Below are 17,366 nucleotides of genomic sequence, written 5' to 3'. Positions count from 1 at the left end.
ACCCTACTGTGTGAATTATTCAGGAGAATGATTATGTCAAATTCTACTCAAAAGCGAGAAGTGTTAGTCGCCCTTGATGCCGAATTCGCTGAGAAGATAGACCAGCTTACTGATAATTGGACGGAGGCGATCGAGCAGGCTCTCCGTCTCTGGTATGCTAAGCAAATAGAAGATAAGTTGCGGAAGTTTTATCAAAACCGCAGCCAAGAAGATATTGACTTTGAAGAAGAATGGGCAACCTTTGCCGAGGAACAAATGGAAGAAATTTTAATAGAGGAAGGTCTTTGAGACAATGACAGAAGCTTATCCGCAACAAGGCGAAGTTTATCTTGTTAGAGCTTTGCGAACGATCGGAGATACCAAAAAGCGTCCTGTTGCTGTCGTTTCCATAGAAAGCCGGAATGAATTAAGCCGTACTGTACTGATTGTCCCTTTTACTAGCGATTTGAGAGGGGGCGAAACTCCGACTCGGGTTTTGATTCCTGCTGGTGAAGGAGGGTTAGAATCTGACTCGCTGGCTGTCTGCGAGCAAATTATAACTGTCCAAAAGACTTATCTGGAACAAGGCCCTTACGGTCAACTTAGTGCCGATGTCCTAGCAAGAATTCAGAGGGCTATACAAGTGTCGATCGGCATTTATGAACTTTGAATGTTTCGGAAATTATAATTTTTGTTACAATTGGTAAAAATACTGTAAAGGATAGGTAAAATGCGGGTTGCGATCGCAGGTGCGGGACTGGCTGGAATGACGACAGCAGTCGATTTAGTGGAGGCCGGCCACGAAGTAGAAATTTTTGAATCCCGCCCTTTTGTCGGCGGCAAAGTCGGCAGTTGGGTAGATCCCGACGGCAATCACGTTGAAATGGGTTTGCACGTCTTCTTCGGCTGTTATTATAACTTATTTGCCCTGATGAAAAAAGTGGGAGCATTTGACGATTTGCTCCTCAAAGAACACGTCCACACTTTTATCAATCGAGGCGGCGAAACTGGTTCTTTAGATTTTCGCTTCCCCGTCGGTGCTCCGTTTCACGGATTGAAGGCATTTTTTACGACATCCCAGCTATCGGTACAAGACAAAATTCAAAATGCGATCGCCCTGGGAACTAGCCCCATCGTCCGAGGTTTGATAGACTTTGACGGGGCAATGAAAACTATCCGCGATTTGGATAAAGTTAGCTTTGCTGACTGGTTCCGCAGTCAAGGTGGCAACCAAAACTCGCTCAAAAGAATGTGGAATCCGATCGCCTACGCACTGGGTTTTATCGACACTGAAAATATTTCAGCCCGGTGTATGTTGACAATCTTCCAATTCTTTGCATCGAAAACCGAAGCCTCTGTCATGCGGATGCTGGCTGGTTCTCCCAACGAATATTTGCACAAACCAATTGTGGAATATTTGGAAAAAAAAGGAGCAAAAATTTACACGAGGCGCAGAGTCCGAGAAATTCAGTTTGAAGAAGTCGAAGAAACCCGCGTGACAGGCTTGGTAGTAGCTAACGGCGACACAGAAGAAAAGATTACCGCCGACGCTTACGTTTTCGCCTGCGACGTGCCGGGAATTCAGAAAATATTGCCCCCAGCTTGGCGCAAATGGTCGGAATTTGACAACATTTATAAGTTAGATGCGGTGCCGGTTGCTACAGTACAATTGCGGTTCGACGGTTGGGTAACGGAACTCGAAGACGAAGCCAAGCGCAAACAGTTGAGCCACGCTGTAGGAATCGATAATTTGCTATATTCAGCAGATGCAGATTTTTCTTGTTTTGCAGATTTGGCGCTGACAAGTCCCAAGGATTATTATCAAGAAGGACAAGGTTCGCTGTTGCAGTTGGTGCTGACACCGGGAGATCCGTTTATTAAACAAAGCAATGAGGCGATCGCCCAACACGTACTTAAGCAAGTTCAGGATTTATTCCCGTCAGCGCGGGAATTAAACATGACTTGGTACAGTGTAGTTAAGCTCGCTCAATCTTTGTATCGCGAAGCACCGGGAATGGATGTTTTCCGCCCTGCTCAAAAAACTCCGATCGCCAATTTCTTTCTAGCAGGAAGTTACACTCAGCAAGACTACATTGATAGCATGGAAGGAGCGACACTTTCAGGCCATCAAGCGGCTAAGGCAATTCTCGAAGCTTACAGTCATTAGTCATTAGTCGTCTCTGGTTTTCTCTGGTTCCCAGGCTCTGCCTGGGAATGCCTATCAGGAGGCCCCGCCTCCAGTATTTAGACAGAAAACGCGAGGCAGAGCCTCTAGAAATGCGTTACCAGGCAGAGCCTAGTAACGAGAAACACTCCTTCAATCTAAAATCTAAAATCTAAAATCTAAAATCGCATGACTGATTGGTTAGAACACAGCGTCCAAGTAGAAGTGGCAATTCCCATCGAATTAGCGTGGCAACTCTGGTCAGATTTAGAGCAAATGCCGCGCTGGATGAAGTGGATCGAATCTGTTCATGTTCTCGAAGAAAATCCAGAATTGTCTCGCTGGAAACTCGCAACTGGCGGGTTAGAATTTAGCTGGCTTTCTCGGATTCTCAAATTAGTGCCGCATCAGATAATTCAGTGGGAATCGGTTGACGGTTTGCCAAATCGAGGTGCGGTAAGATTTTACGATCGCAAAGACAGCAGTATCGTCAAGCTGACAGTTGCTTACGGAATTCCCGGCTGGTTGGGAAAATTAATGGATAACCTATTTCTCGGCCGCGTGGTTGAATCGACAATTCAGGCTGACTTGGAAAGGTTTAAAGAGTACGCTCTGAATGTGAAAGCGACATCTTAAATTATAACGACTAAAGTCATGAATACACACTGGTTAGTAGCCATGACTTTAGTTTTTTAAGTTCTAATTTAGGACTTATGCACCAGAACCAAAAAACCGAGTTTTTGAACCGAGATTGAAAGTTTTAAGCAAATATTTTGGTTAAAAACCCAGTTTCTGCTCGCCCGTGCGCCCAGAACTATAATTGTAATGCGAGAGTCGATCGCCCTTTTGCCTCAGTATCATAGACATATGCTGCTGATTCCTTCTCGCTTCAGTTATGAGTTACTGCCTAAACCCCGCCTGTCAAAACCCGCAAAATGCCGATCGTACCCAATTCTGCCTGAATTGCGGCTCCAAACTCTTGCTGAGAGAGCGTTACCGCGCCATCAAACCCCTCGGGCGCGGCGGTTTCGGCCGCACTTTTTTAGCAGTAGACGAAGACAAACCCTCAAAACCGCGCTGTGCAATTAAACAGTTTTTCCCCCTATCTCAAGGTACCAGCAGCAGCGAGAAAGCAGCAGAATTATTCAACCGAGAAGCAGTGCGGCTGGACGAGTTGGGGAAACACCCGCAAATTCCCGAACTGTTGGCGCACTTTCAGCAGGAACGCTATCAGTATTTGGTACAGGAATTTATAGAAGGTCAGAATTTACAGGAAGAGTTGGCGCGGACTGGGCCTTTCAGCGAAAGTCAGATTCTCAGTCTGCTGAAGGATTTATTGCCAGTATTGCAGTTCGTGCACGATCGCAGTGTAATTCACCGAGATATTAAACCCCCCAATATTATCCGCCGCCGCATTTCTCAAACTCCCATCATTTATACTTACCCCACATTAACCGGGGAATTAGTTTTAGTTGATTTTGGCGCTGCAAAACTTGTGGAGGGTTTGAGAGAAACCGGTACAGTCATCGGTTCTCCCGAATTCGTCGCGCCGGAACAAATTAGAGGTCAAGCGGTTTATGCCAGCGATTTGTACAGTTTGGGAGTAACTTGCATTTATTTGCTGACTCAAATATCTCCTTTTGATTTGTTCGATATCAATCGAGATGCTTGGGTTTGGCGAGACTTTTTGAAGGTTCAAATCGATCCGAAATTAAGTCGCATCCTCGACAAAATGATCGAACCGAGTCTCAGTCGCCGCTACAAATCTGTAGCTGAGGTATTGAAAGATTTGCAGCCGCAGTCGGCGGGGGCGGGAACGGGGACACCGCCCCTACCAGCGCCTAAAATTTCCGTGCCGCAGAGAACCCCTGCGGTGCAGAATGCAGTGCCGCCAACGGTTGCAGGCACAATTATACCTGTGCCGCGGATGCAGCGGGTTGTGCCCGCACGCGCGCCCACTTGGAGGTGTGTTCATACTCTGGTAGGGCATTCCAATGCTGTTACGTCGGTAGCTTTCAGTCCCGATGGCGCGACTTTAGCTAGCGGCAGCGAGGACAAGACGATTGAGATGTGGAAGTTGGATGCGGGTAAGCGGTGGTACACTCTTACGGGTCATTCTGACTGGGTGACTTGTGTGGCGTTTAGTCCTGATGGCGCGACTTTGGCTAGTGGCGGCCGGGACAAAATGATTCATATTTGGGATTTGAATAAGGGTAAGTGGTGGTACGCTTTGGCTGGTCATTCTGACAGGGTTTCTGCTGTGGCGTTTAGTCGGGATGGTCAGGTTTTGGCTAGCGGCAGTCGGGACAAAACTGTGCAGTTGTGGAATTTGAACAAGGGAAGGCGGATGTCGGCTTTGACGGATCACGCTGGCGGGGTGGAGGCGGTGGCTTTTAGTCCTGGCGGGGAGTTTTTGGCTAGTGGCAGTCGGGATAAGACTGTGCAGTTGTGGGATTGGCAAAATGGTCGATCGATTTGTACTCTGGCAGAGCACGGGGATTGGGTGCGGGCGATCGTTTTTGCTGCGAACTCCCCCAACTCCCCTGCCGGTCAGACCCCCCCCAGCCCCCCCTTGGTAAGGGGGGGAGTAGCAGAAGGATTGACTTCCTCTGTGTCCCCTGCCGGTCAAACCCCCCCCAGCCCCCCCTTGGTAAAGGGGGGAGTAGCAGAAGGATTGATTTTGGCCAGCGGCAGTCGGGACGGTACGGCGAAGCTGTGGCGGGTGGATGCACAGGGGCGAGGGACGCTGTTGCGGAGTATGAGGGACAATTCTGGGGATGTTTTGTGTGTGGCGTTGAGTCCCGATGGTCGGGTTTTGGCGACGGGGAGTCGGGATGGCACGATTTATTTGTGGGATGCGGGTACTGGGGGTTTGCTGGAAATTCTGACGGGCCACGGGGGGGAGGTTTTGTCGGTGGCGTTTAGTGCTGATGGGGGGAGTTTGGCTAGCGGTGCGGGCGATCGAACTGTGAAGATTTGGCGGGGGATTGGGCATTAGGAGCGATGTCAAGAGTGCCTGCTTAAAAAATTCTTATATTTATGCTTGACAGGCGATCGAATGTTCTGCTACATTAGGAATTCGTGAGGACGCATAGCTCAGTTGGTTAGAGCACTACGTTGACATCGTAGGGGTCACTGGTTCGAGTCCAGTTGTGTCCATCCCAAAACCCGCTTTCTAGGCGGGTTTTGAGTTTTCTATAACCTAATGGGCTGCTATAGTATTCTCAATCAGGGGTGACAATAAGTGACAATCCCAGACATTAAATGCGATAAATCTGCGATATGCCCAAAGGTTCTGTAAATGTAGAAGTTTTCAAGGATCGGCTACGGTTAGCGTGGTCGTGGGAAGGTAAACGCTTTTGGCTCTACATTGGTTTGCCTGATACGATCGTCAATCGTAAAGTCGCTTCTATGAAAGCCAGCCAAATCGAGCTAGACATTGCTAGTGGTAATTTTGACCCCTCCCTCGCCAAGTACAAGCCCCAGAAACAAGAATCTATTTCTGTTTCTGAGCTTTTTGACCAATTTGTCGAATATAAACGCCGTAAAATTGAGGCTGATACTTTTGCTAAATATACTGCCTTTCAGAAACACGTTTCTGTGTTTTTCAAAAGCAAAACAACAATTTCTGTTTCTGAAAGTGTTGCTGAAAATTTTAGAGATTGGTTATTGTCCGATCGCTCCCTTGAACCTGTGACGGTACGCGAACGGATTATCATGATGAACGCTTGCTGGGAATGGGCACACAAAAAGAAGCTGGTTCTCGAAAATCCTTGGGCTGATGTTAAGGTTTCAGTCCCGCCAAAACAGCGCCCCGAACCGTTCACCCTTACAGAAATGAGCGCCATCGTTCATAAATTTCGTTCTGACTCAAACTTCAGTAACTACGCGGATTATGTGGAGTTTAAATTTGGCGTCGGTCTTCGCACCGGGGAAGCTGCTGCGCTGCAATGGCGACATTGCTCACCTGAATGCGATCGCATCTGGATCGGAGAAAGTTTGAGTAATGGTGGCTCTCGCAAATCAACCAAAACTAACAAGGCGCGCACGGTGCCGCTAACACCAAGGCTGCAACAGCTATTACTTGATCGGCGACCAATTGAGACGCTGCCCGACAATTTAATTTTCACCAGTAGCGAAGGTAGAGCGATCGACTCCAAAAATTTCTGCAACCGCTACTGGAAACCTGCGCTTGCATCCCTTGGAATTGATTACCGAAAACCTTACAACACCAGGCACACGCTAATTTCTCACGGCTTGGAAGCTGGCATGAATCCCGTGGCGATCGCATCCCTCACTGGCCACAATGTTCGCACTCTGTACGAAAACTATGCCGGATTGGTCAACTCACCACAATTGCCTGATTTTTTCCCGGTTTTGAACCCGGTTTCAGATGCTGATTTTGTGGTAATTCCATCTGATATCTCTGAATAAAACTCAGATGTTCAGGATGATTAATATCCCCATTACAACTTATTAATTGATTCAACAAAATAGGATTATAGAGAATTTTCCCGCTTGGGTTGCGTCCCCAGTGAATCCCTTCTATAAGTTTTTTTTGTTGTCGGTATCGCATTAAGGTTCGATCGCAGCAGTTGAGAATTTGGCAGGCAGTCTTTGCATCACAGAAATTATTCATTTGGATTTTGATTTGAATTGAGTAAACTTTTGATTACGTTGTCTTTAATCATGTTTTGTCGCATTAGTTCAACTAAGAGGACTCGTGCTTCTTCTACTGAAAGTGATTGAGCTTGAGAAGCGTAGATTCTTAATCGAAGTTGTTGCTCTAGTGTGAGGTCAATAGTTGTCATGATTCTATTTTCTCAGTGCGATCTTTTTCGGCAATCAATAGGTTGATTCGATCGCGAACTTCAGCAGTTTCTCCAGTCAGCCAATTCACTATTACCTCTCTCTGGTATTTAGTCCCTGGCGCTTTCCATCCATACATCTGAGTCAGTAGATTTTGCAAGTGTTCTGGGTAGTATTCGGGCCACCAAATAGTAGCTATCTCTCTTAGTTTTTCAGCATCCTTCTCATCTATTCCCCCGGAGATAGCTGCTGGTTCGGGTGTTGGTTCGGGTGTTGGTTCGGGTGTTGGTTCTTCCGTTCTCTCCGTTGTCTCCGTTGTCGGTTCTACTATTGGCATTGTCGATTCCGATGTCGTTGGAGCTAGTGCCGGAGTTGGTGTCGGGTCTGGGGAAATCAATCCATTAAAAGCGGTTTTTTCATCAGCGGTAAGGGAGTTCCAGACTTTCTGGCGATCGGCTGCGCCTTTGCTGCAAACTTCCTTGAGCATGGTCTGAATATCAAGAGCTGTTTCTCGATCGCCGGCTTCGATCGCTAGCCGAATATATTCGACAAGATCCCCTGTTTCGGCGTTTTGTTGAGGCTGCTGATCAACCTCAGTTTTTGAAAATGGCTCCAAATTTTGAGGTCGATCGCTAGGTTGATCACCTTGCTGTGCAAAGGATTGATCAACCTGATCAACCTGATCAACCTTGTTACCAAAACTAGGAAAATCTTTCGCTGCCGTGGAATTACTGCCAGCCAAAGCAGCCATCCAGTTTACTGTTCCTTTCGAGGTCGGATTCGAGGTCGGATTCGAGGTCGGATTCGAGGTCGGATCAGAATTTAGTATTTTTTCAGAAATAGGATGATCAGGTTGATCAGGTTGATCAAATCCTTGTGTAGCAGGGTGATCAACCTCGTGATCAACCTCCCTTTTTAAGGGGGTTTTCAAAACTTGAGGTTGATCAGCAGCCTCAACAGGGATTGAATCAGCCTCAAATTCGGCGTCAAATTCGGCGTCGGATTCAGCAAGCTCAAGAGGGAGGGAGACAGGTTCGGGTTCGGGTTCAGTTTTGCACCAAACTCGAACTCGTTTGCTGGATATCGATCGAAACTCTCGCTCCCACCCAAATTTTTTGAGGATGGCGGAACAGCGCATCTGATGCGATCGCTCTTGTCGGCTCAGGTCAACTTGGAGATGAGTGAGAAGGTCGCTGAGTCGGATATATTCGCGGTGTTCAATAAAATTTTCGATGACATCTTCCCAGGGATCTGATGACTGAAACTCTTGAGCAATGTGTTCGGCAGTTTCTTCATCTTCATAGTCAAGACAAGGTTCTTCGCCAGATTGGTAAGCCAGCATCGCAGCAGCCCAAATCGCATCTCGTTCTTTCTTAAGCAATTTAGTATCAATCCGGTGCTTGACCGGAATTACCCAAAATCGCCGGTTGCCTGTTTCATCAGCGAGAAATTCTTGCTTGTTGGTGGTTGCGACAATGATGCTGGGTCGGTTGAAGTCTTCAATATCTCGGCAATATGGCGGTCGAATTTTGTCTGTTCCGGTGGATAAAAAAGCTTTGGTTGCACTGACATCGCGCCGTCTGAAAACACTCTCTAGCTCTGCCCATTCTACAAACCAGGCTTGGTGCAATTTCAGCCGTTCATCTTTGTCAGAAACAGTTCCCAGGGAATCGTCAAAATATTTGCCTCCCGCCAGCACCTTAAAAAAAGTTGACTTTCTATAGCCCTGTTTCCCTTGCAGAATCAGAACTGTGTCTATTTTGCATCCTGGTTCAAACGTTCGTTTCACAGCACCAATTAATGTTTTTCGGACAAACATTTCATAAATTGGATCGTTGACACCAAAATATTTTTCAGCGAGACTATCTAAAAACGAAGTATCTGGTGCTGGTGGCAAAGAATTTAGATACTCTTCAATTGGTGAATACTGATTTTCTACTGCTATTTCTGTCAGGATATCTTGAACATCTTCTCGACTGGATTTTACGAGAATTCCGTGTTTAATTGCGAGTTGAATTCGCACTCGATCGAGTGATACTGGTGTACCGTCAATTTCGATTCGCTTGCTGAGTTTATTCAAACGAAGCCGTTTGCCAAATTTTCTAATAATTTTTCGGTAATCCTGAATCATTCTGTTATCTGAATTTAAAATATTAAATTCAGGTGATGAATCAGAGCTAGCAGCAGAATTAGGAGAGTTACCCAAATCAGATTCAGCCTCTGCCTCCATTCGCGAAACTAAATGATCGGGTTGCAAAGACTTAATGAATCGCCAGTATTCACCTTTAATGCAGCTTTCAATCCCATCACTAACATATTTAGAGATGCTGGCGATCGGATTCGACTTAACTGCGTAATTCCAGATTTGATCCCACTCTTCTTGATCCCAGCCACCGCCGGGAGAACAACGCCGACAAGCATCAAGAAATAGAGTGTAGGCATCCTCATTGGTTACTTGTCCGAGTCGGCTGAACTCAGATTGAACTCCAATTAAATCCCGTGCCAGTGTTGCCATTGAGGTATTTCTGAGAGTCGCTACTCCATTCAAAAATTCCTTGTTGGGCTTTCCCAGACCGCACTGTAGAGAAATTGGCACCGGCACCGGAACAGTGATGTCTTTATACCGTTGAGATATTTCCTCCGGTGTCGCAGTTAGAGTTGCGGTGGCAGTGCGCGCCGTCGTGGCAGTCGCACTGTCTAAGACAGTAGCGCTGTGGGTGGCAGTCGCAGTAGCAGTGGTAGAAAATTGCAGTAAAGCTTGGTGCTGTTCCTCAAGTTCTCGTTGTTTCCGAGCGAGTAACTCTTGATAGAGAATGAGAAGTCGATCGCGCAAATCACTGTAGCTGTAGCGAGTGCCGGACTCTTCAACAAAACCGGTTTTAACGGGTTCGCGATCGGGCTTAACGTGCCACGCACCCGCGAGCCGAAAAACACGACTGGGATTTTTGTTGCTCTCGTCTGCTTCCATCACTTCGATCAGAAGCACTTGCAGTTCCCGCCATTGTTCCTGTGCGATCGGCTCATCAAAAAGCCAATACGGTTGCATCGACTTGTCACCGCTAAATATGGTGAAAGTTGGTTCAACAAAACCTACTTCGCTCCATTTTTCAAATTGTTCTGCCAACGGGATATCGTCCCACTCGCAGAAAATACCACAGCACTGCTTAATCTCAGCATCGCTATGTCCGGCTGTACCTGCGCCTGCACCATTAACCACGACATAAACACCGCGCTTGTCTGCTTGATACTGCTCAATCTGTTGCCAGTTAAGCTCAGAACTTTTGCGACCTTTATCCTTTTTCTTGCGTTCATCAGAGCTATGATAGAAAAACCTCAACAAAGCTTCGCCCGGTTGATAGCCCAAGTAATTCAGGTGCTTTTGTGCCAGCTCACGATCTATATTCATTGCTTTCTGACTCCTGATTTTGATTTTGCTGCGACTAAAGTTTGCAATTGTTGGCGCAAACGATAGATTTCCTGATTGACCGACGATCGTTTTTCTTCCAAATCATTGATTCTTTCTCTCAGTCGTGTGATTTTTTGACTTTCATTTGCTTGAATTTCGCTAGCTGGGAAAGTACCTTGGGCTGGATCTGACCAATAGCACTCGGCACACAGCCCATTCGTTAATAAGCCGAAGCATCGTTTGCCGTCCTTGTGATAATTCGATCGACACCATCCGTTTTGGGTCATGTTCTGTACTGATTTTTTAGGGCAGTTTTTCAGTTAGCCAATAGCTGAGTTAGCTGTTTCCCAAATCCGTATGGAATTACCGCATTTTGTTTTCTGGAAAACTGTGCCTGTATGAAATGTGGCTTTGGGGTGCGTGGTTTTTCGTTACGGATTTTCAACATGGGTGAATTTGTTGAGATGGCTGCGAGAATAGTGCTAGCGATCGAGGTCGAATTAGCCCCCGGCCTCGATCGCTAGTTGTTCTACGAGAAGAGACAAACTGGCTAGACAAAATAAATAGCCAATTTGTCCTGTAATTGATATTATGACAGAAAGACCTAAAGATCAATCCTTAGAAACTAGGAAAATTACTGTGTTGCGATACTTACGGGAAAAAGCGGGACTAAGTAGGGAGCAATTAGTAGCACGTTTGGGAAATCGGATTGCAGTGCGAACTTTGCAGCGATGGGAGACGCTGGGGAAAGAGCCAGCTCTTACTCGGGGCGACTGGATCGACCTTTGTGATGCTCTCAATGTTCATTGGGAAGAGCTTCCCAGGGATTTGTCAGATTTAGTAGAGGAGGAAACAAACTACGAAATGCTTGCTTAACCTGAACAAGACAAAATGGCTTGTCATAATGTCTTATTAAGTGGTATGATAATCGCACAAGCCAAAATTAACAGCCCCAAAAATCTGAGAACCAGCAGCCTCAGTAATCAACGATCTGCTTAGGAATGTGACGCAAGGCTTGCGCGATTCAACTTTTAGGACATTGCAAAAGCAAAATTGCTTCAGAAAGAAGTACGGAATCTTTTTGTCAAAATTACCGAGTTAAAAAAACCATGCCAAAACTACCCACAACGTTTCAAACGCTTGACTTGACAGGATTTGAGGTCGATCGAACTCAACAATACACAGGAATTAGTCGAGAAATGATTGATTTTACGTGTGCTGTGCTTAACAAAAATCGTATAGGCATTGTGGTTCGGAGTGTGGGTGCAGCGCTCAAGGAAATTTACGGAATCGGAGGGAGCACCGATATTATCTGCAAATTGCTGAAAGAATGGCGTACAGATAATCTGTCGCTGATGAAGCAAGGAAAATCAGAGAAGGATTTAGCAACAGCACTGTTGGAAGCAGCGGACGATGGTTTGCTGGAGGACTCCGAAATACCTGAAGATATTCTCAAGGTTTCTCATCAAATGGCGATCGCGTTCTACAGACTGGCTTATCAAAAAGCTGATACCAGCGTGAGTGGCGATCGGATGAAACAGTTAGCTCAGGAAAATGAGCTGATGCGTCAACAACTCAAAGATTTTCCTCAAAATCAAATGGAGTTGAAATTTTATCTAGCAGAGTATGAACGCCAACGAAACGAACTTCGGGAAGCGTACATGAATCTGAACAAACAAAAGTTGACCGATTCTGAAGAATTTCGTCAGCAGTTAGATTTGCTTCAAGCCGAAAACAATGAATTGAAAGCCAAATTGACACTTGCTGAAAAACGGTTGCTCGAAGTTGCAGAATTTGAAAATGCTTCTCGCGATCGACTCAGTGAGATATCTAAGCTTAATGGACAAATCGAAGCACGGGAACGAGAAGTGTCCAGTCTCCATTCTCAAATCCAAGCTCTGCAATCACAAGTTGGTGAGAAACAAGTCCTAGAATCTCAAATAGAACAGCTAAGAGCTCAACTTAAAGAAGCTTCGACAACAATCACTAACCTGCAAACTCAACAAAAAATCAGTGGGGCTTTAGAAGTCGATCGAGAATTTGAGGATTCAGATCAAGTTACCGATGCTCAGCTTATGGTTGAAAATGAAACACTCCAGGCTGATTTGTCTGATGCTCTCAAAGAAATTGAAGAATTGAAAAGCATCGTGGCTAATTTATCATCGGATAACACTCCTGATAACACTCCTGATAACATTCCTGATAACATTCCTGATAACGTTTCTGATAACGTTTTTGATAACGTTTTTGATAACGTTTCTGAAAAACCTCCCAGTAAAAGCAAGAAACCAAAACTTGCTCTTGTTCACTAGAAACAGAAACAGAAACAAAAACTCAGTAACAGCTTTGAACAACTGTTACTGAGAAAATTTGGGTTGCGGGGTTGGAGTTTTAAGTATTAAGTGAGGACTTAAACTCAATACTCAAAATCACTCTCGTATCAACCAGTAATCGTCAAGCGGTAATAGGGTAATTGGCAATCGGTACTTGGTAATCGGTAGTAAGTAGATAGACGGGATTAAAACGACTAATGTAACCGTATGTAAATAGGCTTAAGTTAGCCATTAGAAAGCATTTGGAAACTTTACATCGTTTACATAGTTGCGTTTTAAAGCGCCGACTTACTTAATCAGGGGATAGAAATATGATAGACCTAAAAAAAGAAATTCAGCTAATGTTGATGGCACGATTTCCTTTGTTGTGGGTAGTAAGCCCAGAAGAGGAAACCGCCGAAGAAATTTTGTGTGATATAGCAAAAGCTAAGGAAGGGCAAATCTACTTCTGGGATTTTGCCCGTGGTTGGACGGATTCGGGTACATCCAAGGGAAATCCGATGCAAGCCTTGGAGCGGATCAGCAAAGCGCCGACAATGGAACAAGTCACTGTCTTTGTCATGAAAGACATCGCGACTCTTATTGCCCCCGGTGCCAATGGACAGATTGCTGTTAACCAGCTAGCGATCGTCCGCGAACTGAAAAATTTGGCAGTGACCATCGCCCGTGACCGTCGCTGTCTCGTCATTCTCTCCGATCAACTCAGAATGCCTCAAGAGCTGCGGGAAGAAATTACGGTGGTAGATGTCTCTTTACCAGGCATCGAGGAGATATCGAAGTTGATTGATCGACTGGTTGGCAAGAATATCAAACTGAACCCAGAACAACGGCAACAGCTAACAAAGGCTTGCCAGGGGCTGACTCGGTGCCGGATCTCCCGCGTCCTTGCCAAGTGTTTAGTTCTTGGAAAAGTTGATATTCGGGCCCTCGCTGCGGTCATCGAGGAGAAACGGCAAACCATCCGAGAGACAGGCATCCTTGAATTTGTCCCGGTTCAGTCAGGGCTGGAATCTGTCGGCGGACTCGAAAATCTCAAGCAATGGGTGAAGGTTCGATCGCGCTCTTTCAGCGACGAAGCCCGTGAGTATGGCTTGCCCAATCCCAAAGGGGTACTGCTGGCCGGCATTCAGGGAACAGGTAAATCCCTGCTGGCTAAAACCATTGCTGCTGAATGGAAATTGCCCCTGCTACGCCTCGATGTCGGTCGGGTCTTTGGCAGTATGGTCGGCGAAAGCGAAAACCGCATCAGGCAAGTCATTAAGTTGGCAGAGGCGATCGCACCATGTATTTTATTCTTAGACGAAATAGACAAAGCGTTCGCCAACATTATGTCTGGTATGGATGGCGACTCTGGCACGAGCCAGCGGGTATTCGGCGCGCTGCTGACCTGGATGCAAGAAAAGACCGCGCCAGTGTTCGTGGTGATGACCGCCAACCGCGCCGAAGTCCTCCCCGCCGAATTGATCCGCAAGGGACGGATCGATGAAATTTTCTGGGTTGACTTGCCAAACCACTCAGAGCGGGAAGCAATTTTCCGAGTTCACCTCAGCCGCATCCGTCCCGATCGAGTGAAGTTGGGAGACTTCGATTGTGGAATGTTGGCAAGTCAGTCAGCCTGCCTGTCCGGTGCAGAAATTGAGCAAGTTATTTTTGATGGAATGCAAACGGCCTTCAGTGCCGGACGGGAATTCACAGAGCGAGATTTGAGCGTAGCAATCATCGGCTGTGTTCCTCTGGCACGGATTGCTCAAGAACAAATTGACGATTTAAAAACTTGGGCAATTCGATCGGGCGCTAAATCCGCCAGCATTGCCGATCGGAATGAAACACCTGTAACTCCCTACTCTCATCTTTCACCTCTTGAGGTTGACGAGAATTAATCATTATCAAAAAGCGAAGTATAAATGCTTCGCTTTTTGGTGCTGATTTATGAAACAAATCATTACTCAAAAACTGAGTGTGAAAATGAGATGGATGATGAAATTAAACTAGGCGAAGTATTTGCTAACCCCAATGTTAGAAACGACGGATACCTTCTCAGAAAACTAATTTGGAGACATAAACGTCCTATTGGTTGGTGGAGTTATGGCAGATACGGAACTAATTACGGTCTTTTATGGCTAGAAAATTATGCAGGCTATTACTCACCTGATTTTTGTTTGGAATTACAGTCTGAAGAAATAGCCTTACAACGGGTTCGGCAAATTCTTGAAGAATGGGACAAGAATGATCAACGTCCTACTTGGACAGTTTAATGCAACTTTAAAGTTAAACAAAACCAAAGTGAGAAATATGCAACCACATTATGTTCACCCTCTCTCATCGATCGAAATCATTGATACTGATGAAGGCAAAAAAGAAGTAATAAATAATTGGGCTTTCGCGTCAGTGATTTGGTCAACCGCCCTCGCTGGCAACGCAAATGCTTTGATAATGGTTAATGAGGTATTTCCTGATAAAAGCAGAATTCCGTTACTGATTCTGCGTTCTAAGCAGGGAGATGAAGCAGCCATGAGAGATGCGATCGCCATTCTTGCCTTTGCGATCGAAAACAAATTAGAGGACGCATTTGAAAACTTAGAACCAAACTCACAAACAGAAACAGAAAAATGAAATAGTCGTGTAATGCTTCGCTGTAAGGAAGTGATTTCTTCATTTTGTGAGTAAGGTTATGCCAAAAGTAAAGATGGATGCTGAAACATTGGAAAAGAATTTGAAACATTTCTGTGGAACTGAGCAATATTTCAAACATTGGCTCGGACTTCAGTACACCGATGGAGTCAAATATTTGGCTGATAATGCTCAAGCTTATTGGTTGATTGATGCGATCGCCTCCCATCAGCCCCGTGCTAGGAGAAAAGAGAGCTTAACTCAGTTTCAGCTTTGGTTTCTTCATGTCGGAAATGCACATGAATTCATTAAGCCTAAAGGAGACAATGATGCTGTTTTGACTTGTTGGGAAGATACACCAACCAAGGAAACTCAACCTGCGATTAGTCAGCAAATACCAATGACAGATTTTCCATTGAAAGAAATCAAGCTTTTCCTACAAGAGAAAGTCCTTCTGCTGCCAAGCGAAAATTAAGCCCTAAGAGTGTGTCTTGTTCTCCACATCTGGAGAACAAGACACACTTTCGCAGTACATCACTCAACTAATATTAGGAGAAAATCGAATGACTCCCAACAAACAAATTCCCGAAGTTACACTCGAAGAAAGGCAAAAACAACTGGAAGAATTACAGACAAAAGTTGATACAGTCTTTGCTGAAGCAATGAAAAGAAAACTCAATACGCTTGAGTTTGCAATTGAAGTTTGGGTAAATGCAGTCTTAGAAAAAGATGCTTATGTAGCAATAGCTTGTCGCATGATTCGCTACAGTACCCATTTTGAGGGTAATCAATTGCTGGAATTTATGCGATATCTAGCTAACGGAACTTTTGAAAAAAATGAATCGATCGCACAACGTGCAGTCGATTTAATTAATCAAGGTTTGATTACCAACAACACCATGAAAGAGGAAAAGGAAAATGACAAATTTGACTTGTAAAATCTGTAACGGTCAACTAATGTTTCTTGGTCAGTTAGGCTACTTACGGCATTATACTTGCCGAAACTGTGGGAGTCATATAAACAAAAGTCCCAAAATTATCAGAGACGAATTCGATCGAATAAAATCAATCAAATACTAATCATGCCACTGACACAAATCAAACAATGCCCTGACTGTCCCTGGAAAAAAGACCGAGATTTGAGTGAAATTCCTGGCTATAACCGGGAGAATCATGAAGATTTAAAAGAGACGATCGCTAATCCACATCAAGATTTGTTTGAGCAGTTGACAAGTCCTAAAATCGCAATGGGCTGTCACTATTCTACTGATGAAAAACTGCTTGAATGTGTCGGCTGGATTTATAACCAACTTCGCAACAATAATCTACCTCTGCGATTGATATTGATGCGATCAAACCAGATAAAAGACCTTGAAATTGATGGCGCACAACGGGCAACTTTTGCGGAAACTCTAAAAGATTGAAGGAGATAAACTATGCTTTGGAATTTTACAACCAACCAAAAAAGCAGCAATGTAGTGCTTGAAATAAACGATTTTATTGAGATTATAAGATGTCTCGATCGTGCAGCAGATGCCTTGTTGATTACTACACGAACAACTCAAAGTAAATACGAGACAGAACCTGGTAGCTTAGCATTGAGATTAGTTCAACAGTTAGGTTACGATTCAATTGATTTGTCAGACCATGATTAATGAATAAACTCAAGTCAATGCTTCGCTTCAAGGCTTCAGGGAAATAGTTAAGATTGATAGTTTTCCTGTCAAATTACTAACAATATGAAACACATTGTCGTCTTAGAAGTCATTGATGGAAAGAAAGTAACAACAGAAGTTTTAGAAGAACCCCCAATGCTCTTGACTTGGTGGCAAATGTTCTTCTTATTTAATCGTAAAACAGCTCAAGATTCGATTACGGAAGGTCGAATCATTACCTATATCTATATCGAGATATACGGTTGTGCTTTACGAAGCATCAAAGTTTCAGAAGTAGTAGAAAAATTGGAGTGAAAATCATGGAGCATTCACAAGAAGTAATAGACGAAGCTGCAAGAATTCAAAAAGAGGTTGATAAAGTCTTTGAAACGGCTCGATCGAATAACTGG

18 protein-coding genes and 1 tRNA gene are annotated in these 17,366 nt (G+C 44.9%); 16 read left to right on the top strand and 3 right to left on the bottom strand.

Annotated features, from left to right (window positions below; genetic code table 11):
• The first annotated feature begins 33 nt into the window (after positions 1–33).
• From QUB30_RS10645 to QUB30_RS10615, 7 genes are all read left to right on the top strand, one after another.
• A complete protein-coding gene (locus QUB30_RS10645; protein ID WP_333332951.1) occupies positions 34–288 on the top strand; it encodes a hypothetical protein in 255 nt (84 codons plus the stop codon).
• 4 nt (positions 289–292) lie between these two features.
• Positions 293–649 (top strand): type II toxin-antitoxin system PemK/MazF family toxin, encoded by a 357-nt coding sequence (locus tag QUB30_RS10640; RefSeq protein ID WP_333332949.1) that lies wholly within the window; start codon positions 293–295, stop codon positions 647–649.
• 60 nt (positions 650–709) lie between these two features.
• Positions 710–2,146 (top strand): 9,9'-di-cis-zeta-carotene desaturase, encoded by a 1,437-nt coding sequence (gene zds, locus QUB30_RS10635; RefSeq protein WP_333332947.1) that lies wholly within the window; start codon positions 710–712, stop codon positions 2,144–2,146.
• Positions 2,147–2,332: 186 nt separating this feature from the next.
• Complete coding sequence (locus QUB30_RS10630; RefSeq protein ID WP_333332945.1) at positions 2,333–2,779, top strand: SRPBCC family protein; 447 nt, start codon at positions 2,333–2,335, stop codon at positions 2,777–2,779.
• A gap of 259 nt (positions 2,780–3,038) precedes the next feature.
• Positions 3,039–5,141 (top strand): serine/threonine-protein kinase, encoded by a 2,103-nt coding sequence (locus QUB30_RS10625; RefSeq protein ID WP_333332943.1) that lies wholly within the window; start codon positions 3,039–3,041, stop codon positions 5,139–5,141.
• A gap of 87 nt (positions 5,142–5,228) precedes the next feature.
• Positions 5,229–5,302, top strand: a tRNA-Val gene (locus QUB30_RS10620).
• 123 nt (positions 5,303–5,425) lie between these two features.
• Positions 5,426–6,577: a tyrosine-type recombinase/integrase gene (locus QUB30_RS10615; protein ID WP_333041340.1), complete on the top strand. Its 1,152-nt coding sequence runs from the start codon at positions 5,426–5,428 to the stop codon at positions 6,575–6,577.
• Between the two features lie 197 nt (positions 6,578–6,774).
• On the opposite strand, the gene QUB30_RS10610 is transcribed toward QUB30_RS10615, so the two are convergent.
• The 3 genes from QUB30_RS10610 to QUB30_RS10600 are packed head-to-tail and all read right to left on the bottom strand — an operon-like array spanning position 6,775 to position 10,645.
• A complete protein-coding gene (locus tag QUB30_RS10610; protein WP_333041339.1) occupies positions 6,775–6,954 on the bottom strand; it encodes an NblA/ycf18 family protein in 180 nt (59 codons plus the stop codon).
• Positions 6,951–10,358, bottom strand: coding sequence for a virulence-associated E family protein (locus QUB30_RS10605; RefSeq protein ID WP_333332940.1), 3,408 nt, complete (start codon positions 10,356–10,358; stop codon positions 6,951–6,953). Before QUB30_RS10605 ends, QUB30_RS10610 begins: the two co-directional genes overlap by 4 nt.
• Positions 10,355–10,645 carry a hypothetical protein gene (locus QUB30_RS10600; protein ID WP_333332939.1) on the bottom strand — a complete coding sequence of 97 codons (291 nt, stop codon included), beginning with the start codon at positions 10,643–10,645 and terminating at the stop codon, positions 10,355–10,357. The genes QUB30_RS10605 and QUB30_RS10600 overlap by 4 nt, the downstream gene beginning before the upstream one ends.
• 304 nt (positions 10,646–10,949) lie before the next feature.
• On the opposite strand from QUB30_RS10600, the gene QUB30_RS10595 reads away from it, so the two are divergent.
• The 9 genes from QUB30_RS10595 (at position 10,950) to QUB30_RS10555 (ending at position 17,271) form a co-directional block, all read left to right on the top strand.
• Positions 10,950–11,234, top strand: coding sequence for a helix-turn-helix transcriptional regulator (locus QUB30_RS10595; RefSeq protein ID WP_333102126.1), 285 nt, complete (start codon positions 10,950–10,952; stop codon positions 11,232–11,234).
• Between the two features lie 233 nt (positions 11,235–11,467).
• Positions 11,468–12,670: a hypothetical protein gene (locus QUB30_RS10590; protein ID WP_333332937.1), complete on the top strand. Its 1,203-nt coding sequence runs from the start codon at positions 11,468–11,470 to the stop codon at positions 12,668–12,670.
• A gap of 332 nt (positions 12,671–13,002) precedes the next feature.
• The gene (locus QUB30_RS10585) at positions 13,003–14,571 is read left to right on the top strand and encodes an AAA family ATPase (RefSeq protein ID WP_333332935.1); all 1,569 of its coding nucleotides are present in this window, start codon (positions 13,003–13,005) and stop codon (positions 14,569–14,571) included.
• A gap of 24 nt (positions 14,572–14,595) precedes the next feature.
• Positions 14,596–14,946, top strand: coding sequence for a hypothetical protein (locus QUB30_RS10580; RefSeq protein WP_333332933.1), 351 nt, complete (start codon positions 14,596–14,598; stop codon positions 14,944–14,946).
• Between the two features lie 37 nt (positions 14,947–14,983).
• Positions 14,984–15,304 carry a hypothetical protein gene (locus QUB30_RS10575; RefSeq protein WP_333332931.1) on the top strand — a complete coding sequence of 107 codons (321 nt, stop codon included), beginning with the start codon at positions 14,984–14,986 and terminating at the stop codon, positions 15,302–15,304.
• Positions 15,305–15,362: 58 nt separating this feature from the next.
• On the top strand, positions 15,363–15,776 hold the full coding sequence (locus QUB30_RS10570) for a DUF6876 family protein (RefSeq protein ID WP_333332929.1): 414 nt from the start codon (positions 15,363–15,365) through the stop codon (positions 15,774–15,776).
• A gap of 88 nt (positions 15,777–15,864) precedes the next feature.
• Positions 15,865–16,239 (top strand): hypothetical protein, encoded by a 375-nt coding sequence (locus tag QUB30_RS10565; RefSeq protein ID WP_333332927.1) that lies wholly within the window; start codon positions 15,865–15,867, stop codon positions 16,237–16,239.
• A gap of 144 nt (positions 16,240–16,383) precedes the next feature.
• Positions 16,384–16,725, top strand: a complete 342-nt coding sequence (locus QUB30_RS10560; protein WP_333332925.1) for a DUF6283 family protein — start codon at positions 16,384–16,386, stop codon at positions 16,723–16,725.
• A gap of 315 nt (positions 16,726–17,040) precedes the next feature.
• Positions 17,041–17,271, top strand: coding sequence for a hypothetical protein (locus QUB30_RS10555; RefSeq protein WP_333332923.1), 231 nt, complete (start codon positions 17,041–17,043; stop codon positions 17,269–17,271).
• Positions 17,272–17,366: the final 95 nt, after the last annotated feature.

The organism is Microcoleus sp. BROC3 (assembly GCF_036702515.1).
Taxonomy (GTDB): domain Bacteria; phylum Cyanobacteriota; class Cyanobacteriia; order Cyanobacteriales; family Microcoleaceae; genus Microcoleus.
This window is presented reverse-complemented; position numbering and strand designations above follow the sequence as displayed.

Excerpts from the sequence above, each read along its gene's own strand:
- QUB30_RS10590 (WP_333332937.1), top strand. The coding sequence starts at position 11,468 with ATGCCAAAACTACCCACAACGTTTCAAACGCTTGACTTGACAGGATTT.
- QUB30_RS10640 (WP_333332949.1), top strand. The coding sequence starts at position 293 with ATGACAGAAGCTTATCCGCAACAAGGCGAAGTTTATCTTGTTAGAGCT.
- QUB30_RS10630 (WP_333332945.1), top strand. The coding sequence starts at position 2,333 with ATGACTGATTGGTTAGAACACAGCGTCCAAGTAGAAGTGGCAATTCCC.
- QUB30_RS10625 (WP_333332943.1), top strand. The coding sequence starts at position 3,039 with ATGAGTTACTGCCTAAACCCCGCCTGTCAAAACCCGCAAAATGCCGAT.
- QUB30_RS10580 (WP_333332933.1), top strand. The coding sequence starts at position 14,596 with ATGCTTCGCTTTTTGGTGCTGATTTATGAAACAAATCATTACTCAAAA.
- QUB30_RS10555 (WP_333332923.1), top strand. The coding sequence starts at position 17,041 with ATGAAACACATTGTCGTCTTAGAAGTCATTGATGGAAAGAAAGTAACA.
- QUB30_RS10560 (WP_333332925.1), top strand. The coding sequence starts at position 16,384 with ATGCCACTGACACAAATCAAACAATGCCCTGACTGTCCCTGGAAAAAA.
- QUB30_RS10585 (WP_333332935.1), top strand. The coding sequence starts at position 13,003 with ATGATAGACCTAAAAAAAGAAATTCAGCTAATGTTGATGGCACGATTT.
- QUB30_RS10600 (WP_333332939.1), bottom strand. The coding sequence starts at position 10,645 with ATGACCCAAAACGGATGGTGTCGATCGAATTATCACAAGGACGGCAAA.
- QUB30_RS10610 (WP_333041339.1), bottom strand. The coding sequence starts at position 6,954 with ATGACAACTATTGACCTCACACTAGAGCAACAACTTCGATTAAGAATC.
- QUB30_RS10645 (WP_333332951.1), top strand. The coding sequence starts at position 34 with ATGTCAAATTCTACTCAAAAGCGAGAAGTGTTAGTCGCCCTTGATGCC.
- QUB30_RS10570 (WP_333332929.1), top strand. The coding sequence starts at position 15,363 with ATGCCAAAAGTAAAGATGGATGCTGAAACATTGGAAAAGAATTTGAAA.
- QUB30_RS10615 (WP_333041340.1), top strand. The coding sequence starts at position 5,426 with ATGCCCAAAGGTTCTGTAAATGTAGAAGTTTTCAAGGATCGGCTACGG.
- QUB30_RS10565 (WP_333332927.1), top strand. The coding sequence starts at position 15,865 with ATGACTCCCAACAAACAAATTCCCGAAGTTACACTCGAAGAAAGGCAA.
- QUB30_RS10575 (WP_333332931.1), top strand. The coding sequence starts at position 14,984 with ATGCAACCACATTATGTTCACCCTCTCTCATCGATCGAAATCATTGAT.
- zds (WP_333332947.1), top strand. The coding sequence starts at position 710 with ATGCGGGTTGCGATCGCAGGTGCGGGACTGGCTGGAATGACGACAGCA.
- QUB30_RS10605 (WP_333332940.1), bottom strand. The coding sequence starts at position 10,358 with ATGAATATAGATCGTGAGCTGGCACAAAAGCACCTGAATTACTTGGGC.
- QUB30_RS10595 (WP_333102126.1), top strand. The coding sequence starts at position 10,950 with ATGACAGAAAGACCTAAAGATCAATCCTTAGAAACTAGGAAAATTACT.